Origin of the sequence: Streptomyces sp. NPDC005805, from assembly GCF_040630445.1 — a bacterium.
In the GTDB taxonomy this organism is placed as follows: Bacteria; Actinomycetota; Actinomycetes; order Streptomycetales; family Streptomycetaceae; genus Streptomyces.
Map to the genome: position 1 here is coordinate 144,809 of NZ_JBEXXN010000003.1, position 16,799 is coordinate 161,607.

Genomic DNA, 16,799 nt, shown 5'->3' on the forward strand with positions numbered 1-16,799 from the left:
CGGGGTGGTCGGACATGGGCTGGTTTCTCGGACTCGGCATTGCCGGCGTGGTCGTCCTCGCGCTGTCGCTGATCTTCGACGGGCTCCTGGAGGGGTTCTTCAACGGGATCGGCGGGGGTCTGGACGGGCTGCTGTCGCTCCCGGTGATCGCGGGCTTCGTGTCGATGCTCGGTTTCGCCGGGGCGATCACGCTCGGGACCACGGGGCTCGGTGCCGGGGTCGCCACCGCGGTCGGTGTGGTGGCCGGGGCCGGTGCGGGCTGGCTGACCTGGCGGTTCAGCAGCGCCCTGATGCGGGACGGCGACGCGGACACACCGCGTGGCGACGACCTGGTCGGCAGCTCCGGGACGGTCGTCACCGGGATCCCGTCCGCCGGTTACGGCGAGGTGCTGGTGTACCTCGCCGGGCAGCCCGTGAAGTACGCCGCGAAAAGCGACACCCCGGTGACGCGCGGGACCGAGGTCTGGGTCGAGTCGGTGCTCAGTTCGACGTCCGTGGCGGTCCGTCCCGTGGACCGCTGAGGTTCCAACGTAGGCGACGGCACCCGTTGCCGGCCCGCCGACCGACGGCCCGTCCCCGCCCCGAAGCGCGGGGACACGGCCGCACCACCGACCTGTATTTGTCCGGTTCCACTCAAGGGGATTCGCCATGAGCCCTGTACTCACCGCAGTGGTGGGAGTCGTCGTACTCCTCGTGCTGCTCGCCCTCGTCGTCATCACGCGGTACAAGGTCGCCGGTCCCAGTGAGGCGTTCATCATCACCGGCCGCCGAGGCAAGAAGTCGACCGACCCGGAGACGGGCCGGGTGTCCACCGACAACAGCGGCCAGAAGGTCGTGGTCGGCGGCGGCGTCTTCGTCGTGCCGTTCGTACAGCAGAAGTTCACGCTCGACCTGTCCAGCCGGCACATCCCCGTCGCCGTACGCGGCGCGGTCACCCTGCGCGGTGTGAAGGTCAACCTCGAAGGCGTCGCGATCGTCAAGGTCGGCGGTACCGAGGACTCCATCCGGGCCGCCGCGCAGCGCTTCCTGATGCAGCAGGGCGGCATCGTCGGCTTCACCCAGGAGGTGCTGTCCGGCGCGCTGCGTTCGATCGTCGGCCGGATGTCGGTCGAGGACATCATCCGGGACCGCGCCGCGTTCGCCGGGCAGGTCGCCGAGGAGGCGGAGGCGAGCCTGTCCGGGCAGGGCCTGGTGCTGGACGCCTTCCAGATCCAGGACATCACCACCGAGGGCTCCTACCTGGAGGACCTCGGCCGTCCGGAGGCCGCGCGCGCCAAGCAGGAGGCGGACATCGCCGAGGCCGTCGCCCGGCGCGCGTCCGAGCAGGCGCGGCTGAAGGCGGAGGAGGAGATCGCCATCGCGCAGCGGACCTTCGCCCTCAAGCAGGCCGAGATCAAGGCCGAGACGGACGAGGCCGGGGCCCGTGCCGCCGCGGCCGGCCCGCTCGCCGAGGCCGACCGCCAGCAGGAGATCCTCAGCCAGCAGGAGAAGGTCGCCGAGCGCCAGGCCGCGCTGACCGACCGTGAGCTGGACACCAAGGTCCGCAAGCCCGCCGACGCGGCGCGCTACCAGGCCGAGCAGGAGGCCGAGGCCCGGCGTATCGCCCTGGTCAAGCAGGCCGAGGCCGACGCCCAGCGCGCCCGGCTGACCGGTGAGGGCGAGAAGGCGCACCGCGCCGCGCTCGCCGACGCCGTGCGGATCGAGGGTGAGGCGGAGGCCGCGGCCATCGCGGCGAAGGGTTCCGCCGAGGCGGAGGCCATGCAGAAGAAGGCGGACGCCTTCGCCCAGTACGGCGACGCGGCCGTGCTGCAGATGCTCGTCGAGGTGCTGCCGCAGGTCGTCGGCAAGGCGGCCGAGCCGCTGTCCGCCATCGACAAGATGACGGTCATCTCCACGGACGGCGCCGGTCGTCTGCCGCGCGCGGTCGCCGACAACGTCGCCCAGGGGCTCGAACTCCTCGGCTCCACCACGGGTGTCGACCTGGCGCAGCTGCTTCAGGGGATCACCCGGAAGAACGGGACGACGGCGGCGGCCGGAGCGGTCGCGGGGGCTTCGGCCCCGACTGCCGGCCCGTCGGACAACGGGACGATCGAGGTCAAGTCCGAGTAAGGCAGACCGGCCGCACGGCGAGTCGGTGACGGTACGCCGGACGAGTCGGCGGCGGTACGCGGGGCGAGTCGGCGACGGTACGCCGGACGGACGGACCGGGCGCGGGCGGGGGAACGTTCCCTCGCCCGCGCCCGCTTGGCGTACACCGGTTCCCGGAGCCCGGTCGGTCAGCCGCTCGGGCGCACCGCGCCCGCCTCCTCCGCCGGGCCCGCCACGGCAACCGCCACCCCGTCCGGGACCTCTGACACAGAAGCGGGACCAACGGCACACTCAGGCAAGGGCGCAGGCGCAGGCGCAGGCACGGGCGCGGGCGCGGACCCGCCCCGCCCCGTCAGCCGCAGCGCCACCGGCTCCGTCCAGCGCGCCGCCAGCGGGCCGAGGATCACCAGGATCAGGACGTACGCCGTCGCCAGCGGGCCGATCCGGGGTTCGACGCCCACCGCCAGGCCCGCGATCACGATGGAGAACTCCCCGCGCGCCACCAGGGTTCCGCCCGCGCGCCAGCGCCCGGCGCTGCGGATGCCGGCGCGGCGCGCCGCGTACCAGCCGGTGGCGATCTTCGTGAGGGAGGTGACGAGCGCGAGGATCAGCGCGGGCACCAGCACCGGCGGGATGTCGGCCGGGTCGGTGGAGAGGCCGAAGAAGACGAAGAAGACCGCGGCGAACAGATCCCGCAGCGGCGTCAGCAGGTTGCTCGCGCCCTCCGCGACCTCGCCCGACAGGGCGATGCCGACGAGGAACGCGCCGACGGCGGCCGACACCTGGAGCTGCTGGGCGACGCCCGCGACGAGCAGGGTGAGGCCGAGGACGACGAGGAGCAGCATCTCGGCGTTGTCGGAGGAGACCGCCTTGCTGATGACCCGCCCGTGCCGCAGGGCGAGATAGAGGACGGCGCCGACCGTGCCCAGCGAGATGAGCAGGGTGACCGAACCGCCCGCGAGGCTCACCCCGGCGAGGAGCGCGGTCAGGATCGGCAGATAGACCGCCATGGCCAGGTCCTCGATGACCAGGATCCCCAGGATCACGGGCGTCTCGCGGTTGCCGAGGCGTCCCGAGTCGCCCAGCACCTTCGCGATGACTCCGGACGAGGAGATCCAGGTGACCCCCGCCAGCGCCACGGCGGCGACCGGCCCCCAGCCGAGGGCCAGGGCCGCGACCGCGCCGGGTGTCGCGTTCAGCACGAAGTCGACGGCGCCGGAGGGGTACTGGGTCTTGAGGTTGGTGACGAGCTCGGAGGCGCTGTACTCCAGTCCGAGGAGGAGCAGCAGCAGGATGACGCCGATCTCGGCGCCGGTCGCGATGAACTCCTCGCTGGCCCGGAGGGGGATCAGTCCGCCGTGGCCGAAGGCCAGTCCGGCGAGCAGGTAGAGGGGGATGGGGGAGAACCCCACCCGCCCGGCGAGCCGTCCCAGCAGGCCCAACGCGAGGACGATCGCCCCGAGTTCGATGAGCATGGCAGTCGTGTGGTGCACAGGCGTCTATCCTCCGGTGATCAGTTCGGCGACGGCGTCCACGCCTTCGCGGGTCCCGACGACGACGAGCGTGTCGCCGATCGCGAAGCGGAAGTCGGGGGTGGGTGAGGGAACGGCCGCGGTACGGCGCAGGACGGCGACGACGGAGGCGCCGGTGCGCGTGCGGGCCTGGGTCGAGGCGAGCGTGCGGCCCGCGTACGGCGAGCGCTTGGTGATCTCGATGTGCTCGGTGACCAGGTCGATCTCGACGTGCTGGTGGATATGGGCCACCGGGTCCGGGGTCAGCAGTTTCGCCAGGGCGGTGGACTCGTGCGGGGCGAGGGCCGCCGCGTCCTTGCAGTTGTCGTCGTCCTCGGGGTCGTGGAACGCGAGGATCCGGCGGCCGTCGGGGCGGACGACGACGGAGAGGTGCTGGCCGGCGTCGGTCTCCAGGTCGTAGCGGACCCCGACGCCGGGCAGGGACGTCCGGCGGGTGTAGGCGGTGTGTTCCATGGTCTGCTCCAGAAAGCGCGGGTGCGGGCGTGCGGACGGCAGTGCCGGCGGCCGGGGGAGAACAGCGCGTTGCTGCCGGCCGGCCGTCGGCGCAGAGATGCCGGAGTGGATTCTGCATGACATGCCGGTATCGGCCCGAGGGTGTTTCTCCGTGGTTCACGCAAGCGTGGATGTGATCCGCGTCACGCCTCCGGAACGCGGAAAGGAGACGCGTGGGTGAAAGGCGGCGCGTGCGTGTTCGCGAAAGGGCCGGCGAGGGCCCGGAAGCGGATGCTCCGGCGGAGCCGCGAGGCGTCCGGCGGAGCTAGGCGCGGCGTCCGGCGGCTTCGGGCACGCTGTCGCGCGCCGCGTTCTCGACGCGGGCGGCGAGGAGTTCGGCGGGTGCGGTCGGTGCGGTCGGTGCGGCCGATGTGGTCGCCGTGACCGGAGCGAGCCCGGCGGGGTGCGGGACGGTGGTGCGGCCGTTCCGGCTCATGTCACGTCCCCCCGCTGTGCGTCGAATTCCTGCCGACTTCTGGAATGAGCGCGATCCCGCTCAATGGAGCGTAATGGCTCGGTAAAAATTGTAGCGCAGGAGAAATGGGGTGAAGAATTTTCTACCGTGGCAATTCATGAGGAAAGGCGCGAAATTCTGTGGGGCTTTCGCGGGTCAGCGGCGTGGTGCGCGCGGGCCGTGCGGCGGGTCGAAGAGGTGTCCGCCCAGCCCCGCGGTGACCAGGCCCGTCGCGATCAGCAGACCGTCGCCGACGGCGATGCCGATACCGAGCAGCACCAGGCCGAACCCGGTGAGCAGCCACGCCCGTCCGTGCCGGTACTCCCGCGGCCGGCACGGGCGCCCGTGCGCCAGGGCCTCGGCGAACCGGGGGTCCTCGCGGTGCAGCCGCTCCTCCAGCGCGCGCAGCGCGTCGGTGCCGGCGGTGTCGGCGGCCTCCTCCGGTCCGGCCCCGGGGCCCGCCTGAGCCCCCGGCGCCGGGGTCGGCGGCGGGCCCGCCTCGCCGGCGGGAGCGGGCGCGGCGGCCCGTGCTCCGGAACGCCCCCTCGGCACAAGCGGATCGCCCGGATCGCCCCGAGCCGCAGACGCCGCACCCCGAGCCGGAGGTGTCGTGACGGGCGGGCGGTCATGGGCGTCTCCTTCTCCGGGTCTTCGGGGACATGGGTCAGGCCAGCACGAAGTAGCGGAGCCACACGTACAGCCCGGCGAGGGAGACGGTGACGGCGGTGACGATCAGGCCGTAGCGGCTGAACTGCCAGAACGAGATGTGGTGGCCCTCCCGTTCGGCGAGACCCACGACCACCACGTTCGCCGAGGACGCGATGATCGTGGCGTTGCCGCCCAGGTCCGCGCCGAGGGCGAACGACCACCACAGCATCTCGGCCTTCTCGGACCCGCCCGAAGAGGCCACGATCTCGGCGACGATCGGGCTGACCGAGGCCACGAACGGGATGTTGTCGATCACCGCCGACGGGACCACCGAGCCGAAGACCAGCGCCATCGAGGTGGGCAGCAGATCCCCGCCGGTCGCCTCCGCCGCCGCTTTGCCGAGGTCGCCGATGACGCCCGTCTGCACCATCGCCCCGACCATCACGAACAGGCCGGTGAAGAACGCGAGGGTCTCCCACTCCACGTCCTTGACGACCTCGCCGGGAGACAGCCGGGAGGCCGCGAGCAGGATCAGCCCGCCGCTGATCGCCACCACCGAGGGCTCCAGGTGCAGCGTGGTGTGCAGGACGAACCCGGTCATCACCGCGACCAGCACGACACCGCAGACCACGAGGAGCCGCATGTCCTTGATCGCGCCCCGCGCGTCCAACTCCGCGACCGCGGCGGCCCGTTCGGGGTCCTCCTGGAACGCGGAGCGGAACAGCAGCCGGCTCATCAGGATCAGGACGCCCATCAGCACCACGACGATCGGCGTCATATGGATCAGGAAGTCGTTGAACGACAGGTTCGCGCGCGAGCCGATCATGATGTTCGGCGGGTCGCCGATCAGGGTCGCGGCCCCGCCGATGTTGCAGGCCATCACCTCGGCGATCAGATACGGCACCACCGGCAGCCCGAGCCTGCGGCACACCAGGATCGTGACCGGCGCGATGAGCAGCACGGTCGTCACGTTGTCCAGCCACGGGGACAGCACACCGGTGGCCAGGATCAGCAGCACCATCAGCCGGTACGGTCTGCCGCCCGCGAGTTGGGCGGCCCGGATGGCGATGTACTCGAAGACGCCCGTCCGTTTGAGGACCGCGACGATCAGCATCATCCCGAGCAGCAGGAAGATGACGTTCCAGTCGATGCCCGCGTGCTCCGAGAAGAAGGCGTGCTCGGCGTCGGTGGCGCCGATGACCAGCATCAGGACCGCACCGCCGAGCGCGGCGGCGACCCGGTGCACCCACTCCGTGGCGATCAGCACATAGACGGCCGCGAACACCCCGATGGCCATCCACGTGGTGACCGACACGGGCGCCTCCCCTCTCGTCGGCGGTCCGTCACGGACCCCCGGCGCCCGACCCTCACGCGGCGTCGTCGCGCCGGCCCGCGAGAGAGCAACCACCACCGCCCGGGTCGCGGTCGACGGCGTCGTGACCGGCCCGGCAAGCCCTGCCCCCAGCGTCACCGGGGGCGCATGGACCCCACCATCCGCATCGACACCCATTTCCTGCGGTGACACCCTGTACGTGACGTTTCGGGCAGGTGGTGGGAGCACCCCGCCCGAAGTGGGTGCCGGACCCGATGGACGCCCTCCGCCGGCGCCGTCACCCTGGCACGGGCGCCGCCGCCACCCGTGTGCGATCGGCGCGGCCCCGTCGTGCCCGGGGCACCCCGTCCGCGCGCGCCCCGCACTCCCGGAGGGCGTCGCGGCCGGGGCCGGCGGTGCGGCGGGGAAAGGCTCCGGCGGTGCGGGAGGGCTCCGGCGGGGCGGCGCGCCCGCGGGGGCCCGGCGTCCCTGTACCGGTACGCACGCGCGATAGTGAGGGCATCGATCGCGGAGGAGGCGGTGTCGCAGTGTCGCTGTTCTGGCGGATCTTCCTGCTCAACGCGGCGGTGCTGGTCCTCGCCACCACGCTGCTGCTGCTCGGCCCGGTCACGGTCTCCACCCCGGTCGTCCTGACCGAGGCGCTGATCCTCACGGCGGGCCTCGGCGTCATGCTGATCGCCAACGCGGCCCTGCTCCGCCTCGGCCTGGCGCCCCTCCAGCGCCTCACCCGCGCCATGACCTCCATCGACCTGCTGCGGCCCGGGCCGCGTCCGGCCGCCACGGGCCACCGCGAGATCGCCGACCTGATCACGACGTTCAACAGCATGCTCGACCGTCTGGAGGCCGAGCGCGCGACCAGCAGCGCCCGCGCCCTCTCCGCGCAGGAGGCCGAGCGCCGCCGTATCGCGCAGGAACTCCACGACGAGGTCGGGCAGACGCTGACCGCCGTCCTCCTCGAACTCAAGCGGGTCGCCGACCAGGCGCCGGAGGGCCTGCGCACCGAACTCCTCCAGGTGCAGGAGACGACCCGGAGCAGCCTGGACGAGATCCGCCGGATCGCCCGCCGGCTGCGCCCCGGTGTCCTGGAGGAACTCGGCCTGGTCAGCGCGCTCAAGTCGCTGGTGAGCGAGACCCCGACGCACGGCGGACTCACCGCCCGCCGGAAGCTGGAGACCCCGCTGCCGCCGCTCGGGGACGAGGCCGAACTCGTCCTCTACCGCGTCGCGCAGGAGGGGCTGACCAACACCGTCCGGCACGCGGAGGCGAAGAACGTCGAGCTGGCGCTGCGCCGCACGCCCACCGGGGTGGAGCTGCGCATCCGCGACGACGGGCGCGGGATCCGCGGCGCCCCGGAGGGCGCCGGGCTGCACGGGATGCGGGAGCGGGCGCTGCTGGTCGGCGCGGACCTCAGCGTGGGGGCCGCGCCGGGCGGGGGCACCGAGATCCGCCTCGCCGTGCCCAGCCAGGGGGACCTGCCGGCCGGGCCGTCGGCCGACGGGGACGCCGGGCCCCGCACCGACGCGCCCCGCCTCTCGCCCGACGCGCCCGGCGACGGGCCGGGCGAGGGGCCCGTCGGTCCCGTCATGAACGGGGGCCGCTGACATGCCCGAGCCCCGGCCCGCACCCGAGCCCGCCGCCGGACGCGCACCCGAACCGGCCGGTCCCGGTCACGCCGAGCCCGCCGCCGGACGCGCACCCGAACCGGCCGCCGGGCGCGCACCCGAGCCCGCCGCCGGACGCGCACCCGAACCGGCCGGTCCCGGTCCCGCCGAACCGGCCGCCGGACGCGCACCCGAGTCCGCCCCCGGCCCGGTCTCCCCGGCGGCCGCGCCGCCCATCCGCATTCTGCTCGCCGACGACCACGCCCTCGTGCGGCGCGGTGTCCGGCTGATCCTCGACAGTGAACCGGACCTGACCGTCGTCGCCGAGGCCGGCGACGGCGCGGAGGCCATCGACAAGGCCCGCGCCGAGCGCCCCGACCTGGCCGTCCTCGACATCGCCATGCCCCGGCTCACCGGCCTCCAGACCGCCCGTGAACTCTCCCGCCTCCAGCCGGAGCTGCGGATCCTCGTGCTCAGCATGTACGACAACGAGCAGTACCTCTTCGAGGCCCTGAAGGCGGGCGCGGCCGGATATGTCCTCAAGTCCGTCGCCGACCGCGACCTGGTCGCCGCCTGCCGGGCCGCCATGCGGGACGAGCCGTTCCTCTATCCGGGCGCGATCAACGCCCTGATCCGCGACTACCTGGAGTCCGCGCGCGACGGCGAAGGCGTCCCGGGCCGGGCGATCACCGACCGCGAGGAGGAGATCCTCAAGCTGGTCGCCGAGGGCCACACCTCCCGGGAGATCGCGGAGCTGCTCGGCATCAGCGCCAAGACCGTCGAACGGCACCGCGCCAACCTGCTCCAGAAGCTGGGCCTGCGCGACCGCCTGGAACTCACGCGGTACGCGATCCGGGCCGGCCTCATCGAGCCCTGACGCGCGTCGCCGGGCCGTGCCCCGGACATGATCCGGAGACGGCAGGGACCCGCCGCGCCCCGCCCGGACCCGCCTTGACCAGGGAGCGGGCCCCGCATAGCGTCGCCGCGTGCCGTCCACGCCCACGCCCGCGTCCCCGCCGCCCGACCCGGGGCTCGCCCGGCTGACCGCGCCCGGCGCGCCCTTCGAGGTGGTCCGCGGCGAGGACGGCGCGCTGGAGTACGTCTCCGGGCCGCGCACCCTGCGGGAGTTCGCGGAGACGGCATGGGCGTACGGGGACCGCCCGTTCCTCGTCGCGGAGACGGGCTCCTACACCTACGGCGCGTTCTTCGCCGCCGCGAGCGCGCTCGCCCGCCACCTCACCGGCGTCTACGGACTCGCGCCCGGCGACCGGGCTGCGCTCGTGATGCGCAACCACCCCGAGTGGCAGATCGCCTTCTGGGCGACCCAGTTGGCGGGCCTCGTCGCCGTACCGCTCAACACGCACTGGACGGAAGGGGAGTTGGGGTACGCGCTCGACGACTGCACCCCGCGCGTGCTCCTCGTCGACGGGGAGCACCTGCCGCGTGTCGACGCCTGGCGACGGCGGACCGGGGCGCGCTGCGTCCTCTTCCACGGCGGGCCCGGGACGCACCACGAGGCGGACCGCTACGAGGACTTCGGCCCGCCCGACCCGTACGCCGGCCCCCCGGACGTCGACGTGGCACCGGAGTCGGACGCCACCGTCTTCTACACCTCGGGCACCACCGGGCGCCCCCGGGGCGCGGTCGCCACCCATCTCGCCCAGGCGGGTGCGACCGTCCACCCCCGCTACCACGCCACGGTCTCCGCCCTCGGGCGCGGACTGCTGCCCGGCCAGGGCGGGGCCCCGGTCGCGCTGACCACCTTCCCGTTCTTCCATGTCGCGGCGTTCACCACGGTCTACACGACGATGGGCGTCGGCGGCACCCTGGTGCTGATGCCGAAGTGGGACGCGGACGCCGCCGTCCGGCTGATCGACACCCACCGGGCGACCCACTTCTCGGGCGTCCCGACCACCGCTCTCGACCTGCTGGACGCGGCCGGGCGGGCCGGGTCCGCCCTCGCGAGCCTCACCCACCTCGGCACCGGCGGCGCGCCCCCGCCACCAGGCCTCCTCGCCCGACTGACCGCCGCCCACGGCGACCGGATCGAACCGCGGAACGGCTACGGGCTGACCGAGACCAGCGGCGGCGTCCTGGCCAACTCCGGTGACGCCTACCGGTCCCGGCCCCACAGCGCGGGCCGCCCCGCACCCGCCGTGGAGGTGCGGATCGCGGGGCCGGACGGTGCCGCGCTGCCGGACGGCGAGGTCGGCGAGCTGTGGCTGCGCGGTCAGGGCACGGTGCGCGGCTACTGGGGCGACCCGGCCGCGTCGGCGGAGGCGTTCCGGGACGGCTGGCTGCGCACCGGCGACCTGGCGAGGCGCACCGGCGACGGCCTGGTCACCGTCGTGGACCGGCTGCGGGACATGGTCCTGCGCGGCGGCGAGAACGTGTACTGCGTCGAGGTGGAGGGCGTGCTGCACACGCACCCGGACGTGGTGGACTGCGCGGTGCTCGGGGTGCCGCACGCCCGGCTGGGGGAGGAGGTGGCCGCGGTGGTGCGGCTCCGCCCCGGCGCGGCGGCCGGACCGGAGGAGCTGCGGGCCCACGCCGGGCGGGCGCTGGCCGCGTACAAGGTGCCGTCGCGGGTGGCCCTGCGGGAGGCGCCCCTGCCGCGCAACGCGACGGGCAAGGTGCTGAAGCAGGCCCTCCGCGCGGAGTTCGCCCCGGACGCGTGAGGCCCTCCGCGCCAGGGTGTCGCCGGGCTCAGGAGCGGGTGATCCGGACCCGGTACGTCCCCTTCTCCTCGCCGACCACCGAGATGCGCACCCCGTGCTTGTCGTCGGTGAAGGTCTCGCCCGGCACGAAGGCGGCGTCGGACAGTTCGGCGTGCACATTGGGGCTGCGGGTGCAGCCGCCGCTGTCCCGCTTGCTGTCCGCGACCGTGATCGGGCCCTGGCCGGTGTCCACCCCGGAGCGGACCTTGTAGACGAGCACGCCCGGACGGCACACCTCGTCGTCGTTGCCGCCCCGGGTGCGCACCTCGACGGCGTAGCCGGTGTCCTCGCCGAGCGGTACCACGGCCATCTTGGAACCGCCGGAGGTGGCCAGGGGGGTCAGTGCGTACTCGGTGGTGCCGGGAGCGGCGGCGCAGCGTATCTGCTCGTTGTCCAGCCAGCCGAGCTTCCACTTGTGCCAGCCGAGCAGGTCGTTGTTGGCCCCCCAGTCCTCGGACATGATGTCCCAGTGGCCGACCGCGCCGCCGCCGTCGGCCGTGTAGAGGTCGGGCAGGCCGAAGACATGGCCGTTCTCGTGGGGGAGGACCCGGTAGCCGGTCTCCTCGTACGAGCCCGAGCCGTCGTCCTGGCGGCTGTAGACGAACGAGGTGTTGGAGAGGGGCACCCCGTCCGCGTGCGGGGCCTCGCCGTTGCCCGAGAAGGTCACCGAGAGCACGGTGTCCAGCGCCGAGGGGCCCGCGTTGGGGGTGACGAGGACGTTGACCAGGTCGTAGGCGCTGAAGTCGACCTCGGCGTCGGCGACTTCGACCAGGTCCTCGACGAGTTCCCGGTAGCCGGGCTCGTAGGGGGAGCCGCGCTCTATGCCGTAGTCGGCGAACGGGCGGGGCATGCGCAGCCAGTCGCCCACCGGGGCGTGGGGCCGGTAGCTGAGCCGTCCGTAGGAGCTGGTGCGGAACCATTCGGAGGTCTGCGGGAAGAACTCGGCGAGCCGGTCGAGTGCCGAGCCCTCGCCCTCCGCGTCCGGGAAGTCGATCATCAGGTTGAGGGCGCTGATCTCGCCGGTGGAGGGCGTGTAGCCCTCGGGGGTGGGCAGTCCCACCGACATCTGGACGCCCAGGGGGGCCGGCAGGCGGCAGGGTCCCAGCCCGGTGGCGTCCGGGGCGGCGACCGGGCCGGCGGTCGCGCGGGTGGAGGCGGGGAGGGTCGCGCTCGCGGTGGTCAGGGCCGCCAGGGCGAGAGCGGCGACGGCGGCCAGGGCCCCGAGGCGGCGCGAACGGGGGCGAGGCGCACTGCCTCCCGGCCGCGGGGACCGGGTGCTGCTCTCGCCGGATATCCGGTGGTGGGGCTGCTGCATGCGTCCGCCTTCGGTCCGCGGCAGCAGGCCGGACCCTCGCTGCGCTCTGCGGATCAGCCTGTGCCGGGGGCCCGGGGGGCGCGCGCCGGGCTGAGCCGTTCGAGGGGTCTTTCGGGCAGGGCGATTGGATCGCGGGAAGGTGATGGGGGTCACATTGATCAGGGGAAATAACCGGGGACCGCTTCCCCGTTTGCACTCGTGGCCCCGTGAAACGGGGAAGCCCTCCCCGCTTTGGTGGAGCCGGCCCGCTCCGGCGGGACCGACCCGCCCGGGGGAACCCACCCGCCCCGGCGGGACCGACCGGAAGGACGTGGAGCCGTGAGCCCCGCCGCCACCGAAGCGCGCCGCACCCCGCGACCGCGGGCCGACGCCCTGCGGAACAGGGAGCGGATCGTGTCGGCCGCGCGCGAGATGTTCGTCGAGAACGGGCCCGACGTCCCGCTCGACGAGATCGCCCGCCGCGCGGGCATCGGCAACGCCACGCTCTACCGCCACTTCCCCGACCGTGCCGTGCTCGTCCGCGAGGTCGTGCTCTCCGTGATGGCGCGGACCACGGCGGCGGCCGGGACGGCGACGGCCGAGGAGGCCGACCCGTTCGCGGCGCTGCGGCGGTTCGTGCACGCCGCGGCCGACGAGCGCATCGGCGCCCTGTGCCCGATGCTCTCCGGCGCCTTCGAGAGCGACCACCCCGATCTGCTCGCCGGGAAGGACCGTCTGGAGGAGGCCGTCCAGGGTCTCGTCCGCCGGGCCCAGTCGGCCGGGCGGGTGCGCCCGGACGTCGCCGTGGGCGATCTGATGGTCGCCCTCTCCCAGCTGACCCGGCCCCTGCCGGGCACCCTGTGCCCGAACATGGACCGCTTCGTCCACCGCCATCTCCAGCTCTTCCTGGACGGACTGGAGGCGCCCGCGCGCTCCACCCTGCCCGGCTCGGCAGCGACCTTCGACGACCTGCGGAGCACCCCATGACCGCACGCGGCCCACGCGCCGCCTGACCCCGCGGCACGCGCACCGGACGGCAGGACCCCGTCCCGCGTGACCCACGACCTCACCCCGCCCGGGGGCGTCCCACCGACGCGACCCCGCCGGACGGACCTTCACCGCCGCACGCGCCTCCGGCGTGCGACGGGACCTCTCACCGACACGCGCGGCTTCCGCGTGCCCTCAGCGAACACCTAGGTGGCGGGACCCATGCCCAAGACGCCCGATCTCTCCCTTTCCGAGCCCAACCGCTGGAAGGCCCTGGTCTTCATCGCCCTCGCCCAGCTGATGGTGGTGCTGGACGCGACGATCGTGAACATCGCGCTCCCCACCGCCCAGCAGGACCTCGGCATCTCCGACGGCAACCGGCAGTGGGTCATCACCGCCTACGCCCTCGCCTTCGGCGGACTGCTGCTCTTCGGCGGCCGGATCGCCGACCTCTGGGGCCGCAAGCGCGCCTTCGTCGTCGGCCTCCTCGGCTTCGCCGCCGCGTCCGCCCTCGGCGGCGCCGCGACCAGTGAGGCCATGATGCTCGGCGCCCGTGCCCTCCAGGGTGCCTTCGGTGCGCTGCTCGCCCCGGCGGCCCTGTCGCTGCTGGCCGTGATGTTCACCGACGCCAAGGAGCGCGCCAAGGCGTTCGGCATCTACGGAGCCATCGCCGGTGGCGGTGGCGCGGTCGGCCTGATCCTGGGCGGCTTCCTCACCGAGTACCTGAACTGGCGCTGGACCTTCTTCGTCAACATCCCGTTCGCGATCGTCGCGGCGATCGGCGCCTATCTGGTGATCCGCGAGCCCTCCGGCGCCCGCAACCGCTCGCCCCTCGACCTGCCGGGCGTGGTCCTCTCCACCCTGGGTCTGGTCGCGCTGGTCTACGGCTTCACCCGCGCCGAGTCGGCGGGCTGGTCGGACGGTCTGACCGTCGGCATGTTCATCGCGTCCGCCGTCCTGCTGCTGGCCTTCGTCGTCACCGAGGCGAAGGTGTCCTCGCCGCTGCTGCCCCTGCGGGTGCTGACCGAGCGCAACCGCGGCGGTGTCTACCTGTCGCTGGGTCTGGCGATCATCGCGATGTTCGGGCTCTTCCTCTTCCTGACCTTCTACCTCCAGGTCGTGAAGGAGTACTCCCCGGTCATGACGGGCTTCGCCTTCCTGCCGATGATCGTCGGCATGATCGTGGGCTCGACCCAGATCGGGACCCGGCTGATGACGCGCGTGCCGCCGCGCCTGCTGATGGCGCCCGGCTTCCTCGTCGCCGCGGCCGGCATGCTGATGCTGACCCAGCTCGACGTGAACAGCTCCTACGCGGGCCTGATCCTGCCCGCCCAGGTGCTGCTGGGCCTCGGTATGGGTACGGCGTTCATGCCCGCGATGTCGCTGGCCACGCACGGGGTGGACCCGGCCGACGCCGGTGTCGCCTCCGCGATGGTCAACACCTCGCAGCAGGTGGGCGGCGCGATCGGCACCGCGCTGCTGAACACCATCGCCGCCTCCGCCACCACCTCGTACATCGCCTCGCACGCGGCCGGCGCGCGGGACCCGAGGCTGCTGGAGCTCCAGGGCATGGTGCACGGCTTCTCGTCGGCGATCTGGTGGGCCGTCGGCATCCTCGTGGCGGCCGCCGCGATCGCCGCCGCCCTGGTCAACACGGGCCGCCCGGACATGGGTCCGGCCGGGGGCGGTCCGGGCGCCGGGGAAGGCGCCGAGGACCAGGTCAGGGTGCCGGTGGTCGCGCACTGACACTGACACCGACACCGGCGCCGGGGCCGCGAGTGCGGTGAGGCGCTACGGCCGAGGGCCCGGCCCGGGGGTGGTTCCCCGGGCCGGGCCCTCGGCCGTGGGTGCGGGCGGCGCCTGCCCGTCGGCGCCCGCGTCCTGCTCTCACCCGCGTCCTGCTCTCAGCGGAGCCAGGGGAGGTCGGCGCCGGTGTCCTGCGGCTGCAGGCCCTCCGCTATGACCTGCATGATCTCGCCGAGCTGGCGGACCTGTTCGGGGGTGAGCCGGTCGAACATCGCCTGGCGCACGGCCTCCACATGGCCGGGCGCGGTGCGCTTCAGGACCTCGTACCCCTCGTCCGTCAGCACGGCGTTCTGGCCGCGCCGGTCGGAGGGGCAGTCCTCGCGGCGCACCCAGCCGTTCTTCTCCAGCCGGGCCACGGCGTGCGAGAGCCGGGAGCGGGTGATCTTCGCGTCGATCGCCAGCCGGGTCATCCGCATCCGGCGCCGCGGCGCCTGCGCGAGCTGCACGAGCAGGCCGTAGTAGATGTGCGGCATGCCCGCGTCCCGCTGGAGCTGGCGGTCGAGGTGGTCCTCCAGGAGAGTGGTGGCGTGGAGGTACGAGCGCCACACACGTTGCTCGTCCTCGGTCAGCCATCGGGGTGCGACGCCTTTGTCACCAGTGGATGCCAAGTTCATGAACCCACTCTACGACCCTATGCTTGAAAGTTGAACTAATTGGACCTAGGGTGGTCGGTGCTACGAGCTTGAACTTTCAAGTTGATGATCGGAGGCTGAGCCGCCATGAACGCCGCCGCCGCGCCTGCCGGAGGGCGCGTACCCGCGCCGCCCGCCGGGGCGCGCGTACCCGCGCCGGAGCGCCTGTCCGCGGGGGAGCGCGTACCCGCAAGCGAGCGCATGCCCGCCCTGTATCTGTCGCACGGCGCCCCGCCCCTCGCCGACGACCCGGTCTGGCCCGGGCAACTCGCCGCCTGGTCCGCGGAGCTGCCCCGCCCCACCGCGATCCTCGTCGTCTCCGCGCACTGGGAGGAGGCCCCACTCGCCCTCGGCGCGACCGAGACCCTTCCCCTCGTATACGACTTCTGGGGCTTCCCCGAGCACTACTACCGCGTCCGCTACGAGGCCCCCGGCGCCCCCGCCCTCGCCGACGCGGTGTGCAAGTTGCTGCGCCGGGCCGGGACGCCGGTCCAGGACGTGCCCGACCGGGGCCTCGACCACGGCGCGTACGTGCCCCTGGTGGAGATGTTCCCTGAGGCGGACGTCCCCGTCCTCCAGATCTCCCTGCCCACCCTCGACCCGAGCGGGCTCCTGGAGATCGGGCGGCGGCTCGCGCCGCTGCGCGACGAGGGTGTGCTGATCGTCGGCAGCGGCTTCTTCACGCACAACCTGGCCGCCCTGCGGCACGACGGCACCCCGGCCTGGTCGGCCGAGTTCGACGAGTGGGGGCGCGAGGCGCTGGCGGGCGCGGACATCGACGCCCTCCTCGACTTCGAGAACAAGGCGCCGGCCGGACGCCTCGCCCACCCGCGCACCGAGCACTTCGCGCCCCTCTTCGTGACCCTGGGGGCGTCGGAAGGGGAGCTGGACCAGGGGCGGAGCGTGATCGACGGCTTCTGGATGGGGCTCGCCAAGCGGTCCGTCCAGTTCGGCTGAGGGGTGCGCGAAGGGCCGGTGCGGGGTGTGCGCGGCGCGCGCCGGGTTCGCGCGGGGTCGCGACGACAAACGCGCCGGGTTCGCGCGGGCTCGCGACGACAAAACGGGCATCCTGAGCAACCGTGCGGGGGTACCGGACGTCTAGTGGGGCAGAAGCGCAGACGCGGACGGCGTTGTCCGCGGGGGCGGAACCCTGGTGCCCGAGGGTGACGGTGGTCTCACACGCGGTGCGGCCGACGGCGGCCGCCCGGGGTGCGG

Annotated in this window: 15 protein-coding genes; 8 read left to right on the forward strand and 7 right to left on the reverse strand. The window is 73.5% G+C overall.

Annotated elements, in window-relative coordinates; genetic code table 11:
• Positions 1 to 14 precede the first annotated feature (14 nt).
• Both ABZ457_RS03280 and ABZ457_RS03285 read left to right on the forward strand, forming a co-directional pair.
• Positions 15 to 521, forward strand: coding sequence for a hypothetical protein (locus ABZ457_RS03280; RefSeq protein WP_359153309.1), 507 nt, complete (start codon positions 15 to 17; stop codon positions 519 to 521).
• Between the two features lie 127 nt (positions 522 to 648).
• The gene (locus ABZ457_RS03285; protein WP_359153311.1) at positions 649 to 2,109 is read left to right on the forward strand and encodes an SPFH domain-containing protein; all 1,461 of its coding nucleotides are present in this window, start codon (positions 649 to 651) and stop codon (positions 2,107 to 2,109) included.
• Between the two features lie 167 nt (positions 2,110 to 2,276).
• Here the strand turns inward: ABZ457_RS03285 and ABZ457_RS03290 are convergent, their stop codons facing one another.
• From ABZ457_RS03290 to ABZ457_RS03310, 5 genes are all read right to left on the reverse strand, one after another.
• A complete protein-coding gene (locus ABZ457_RS03290; protein ID WP_359153314.1) occupies positions 2,277 to 3,581 on the reverse strand; it encodes a cation:proton antiporter in 1,305 nt (434 codons plus the stop codon).
• A gap of 6 nt (positions 3,582 to 3,587) precedes the next feature.
• Positions 3,588 to 4,073: a TrkA C-terminal domain-containing protein gene (locus ABZ457_RS03295; protein WP_359153316.1), complete on the reverse strand. Its 486-nt coding sequence runs from the start codon at positions 4,071 to 4,073 to the stop codon at positions 3,588 to 3,590.
• 304 nt (positions 4,074 to 4,377) lie between these two features.
• Positions 4,378 to 4,548 (reverse strand): hypothetical protein, encoded by a 171-nt coding sequence (locus ABZ457_RS03300; protein WP_359153318.1) that lies wholly within the window; start codon positions 4,546 to 4,548, stop codon positions 4,378 to 4,380.
• 174 nt (positions 4,549 to 4,722) lie between these two features.
• Positions 4,723 to 4,974, reverse strand: coding sequence for a DUF3040 domain-containing protein (locus ABZ457_RS03305; RefSeq protein ID WP_359153472.1), 252 nt, complete (start codon positions 4,972 to 4,974; stop codon positions 4,723 to 4,725).
• 256 nt (positions 4,975 to 5,230) lie between these two features.
• Positions 5,231 to 6,529 (reverse strand): ArsB/NhaD family transporter, encoded by a 1,299-nt coding sequence (locus ABZ457_RS03310; protein WP_359153320.1) that lies wholly within the window; start codon positions 6,527 to 6,529, stop codon positions 5,231 to 5,233.
• Between the two features lie 545 nt (positions 6,530 to 7,074).
• Between ABZ457_RS03310 and ABZ457_RS03315 the strand changes: the two genes are divergently transcribed.
• The 3 genes from ABZ457_RS03315 (at position 7,075) to ABZ457_RS03325 (ending at position 10,826) form a co-directional block, all read left to right on the forward strand.
• The gene (locus ABZ457_RS03315; RefSeq protein WP_359153322.1) at positions 7,075 to 8,148 is read left to right on the forward strand and encodes a sensor histidine kinase; all 1,074 of its coding nucleotides are present in this window, start codon (positions 7,075 to 7,077) and stop codon (positions 8,146 to 8,148) included.
• Between the two features lie 235 nt (positions 8,149 to 8,383).
• Entirely contained in the window at positions 8,384 to 9,025 is a 642-nt protein-coding gene (locus ABZ457_RS03320) for a response regulator transcription factor (RefSeq protein WP_359153474.1), read from the forward strand.
• Between the two features lie 109 nt (positions 9,026 to 9,134).
• Positions 9,135 to 10,826, forward strand: coding sequence for a class I adenylate-forming enzyme family protein (locus tag ABZ457_RS03325; RefSeq protein WP_359153324.1), 1,692 nt, complete (start codon positions 9,135 to 9,137; stop codon positions 10,824 to 10,826).
• 28 nt (positions 10,827 to 10,854) lie between these two features.
• Here ABZ457_RS03325 and ABZ457_RS03330 read toward each other — a convergent pair whose 3' ends face one another.
• Complete coding sequence (locus ABZ457_RS03330) at positions 10,855 to 12,180, reverse strand: M6 family metalloprotease domain-containing protein (protein ID WP_359153326.1); 1,326 nt, start codon at positions 12,178 to 12,180, stop codon at positions 10,855 to 10,857.
• Positions 12,181 to 12,498: 318 nt separating this feature from the next.
• Between ABZ457_RS03330 and ABZ457_RS03335 the strand changes: the two genes are divergently transcribed.
• Together ABZ457_RS03335 and ABZ457_RS03340 are read left to right on the forward strand one after the other, a co-directional pair.
• A complete protein-coding gene (locus tag ABZ457_RS03335; RefSeq protein ID WP_359153328.1) occupies positions 12,499 to 13,146 on the forward strand; it encodes a helix-turn-helix domain-containing protein in 648 nt (215 codons plus the stop codon).
• A 222-nt stretch (positions 13,147 to 13,368) separates the two neighbouring features.
• Complete coding sequence (locus tag ABZ457_RS03340) at positions 13,369 to 14,892, forward strand: MFS transporter (protein WP_359153330.1); 1,524 nt, start codon at positions 13,369 to 13,371, stop codon at positions 14,890 to 14,892.
• A gap of 158 nt (positions 14,893 to 15,050) precedes the next feature.
• Here the strand turns inward: ABZ457_RS03340 and ABZ457_RS03345 are convergent, their stop codons facing one another.
• Positions 15,051 to 15,566 (reverse strand): MarR family transcriptional regulator, encoded by a 516-nt coding sequence (locus tag ABZ457_RS03345; protein WP_359153332.1) that lies wholly within the window; start codon positions 15,564 to 15,566, stop codon positions 15,051 to 15,053.
• A gap of 219 nt (positions 15,567 to 15,785) precedes the next feature.
• Between ABZ457_RS03345 and ABZ457_RS03350 the strand changes: the two genes are divergently transcribed.
• The gene (locus ABZ457_RS03350) at positions 15,786 to 16,541 is read left to right on the forward strand and encodes a class III extradiol ring-cleavage dioxygenase (RefSeq protein WP_359153334.1); all 756 of its coding nucleotides are present in this window, start codon (positions 15,786 to 15,788) and stop codon (positions 16,539 to 16,541) included.
• The last annotated feature ends 258 nt before the right edge of the window (positions 16,542 to 16,799 follow it).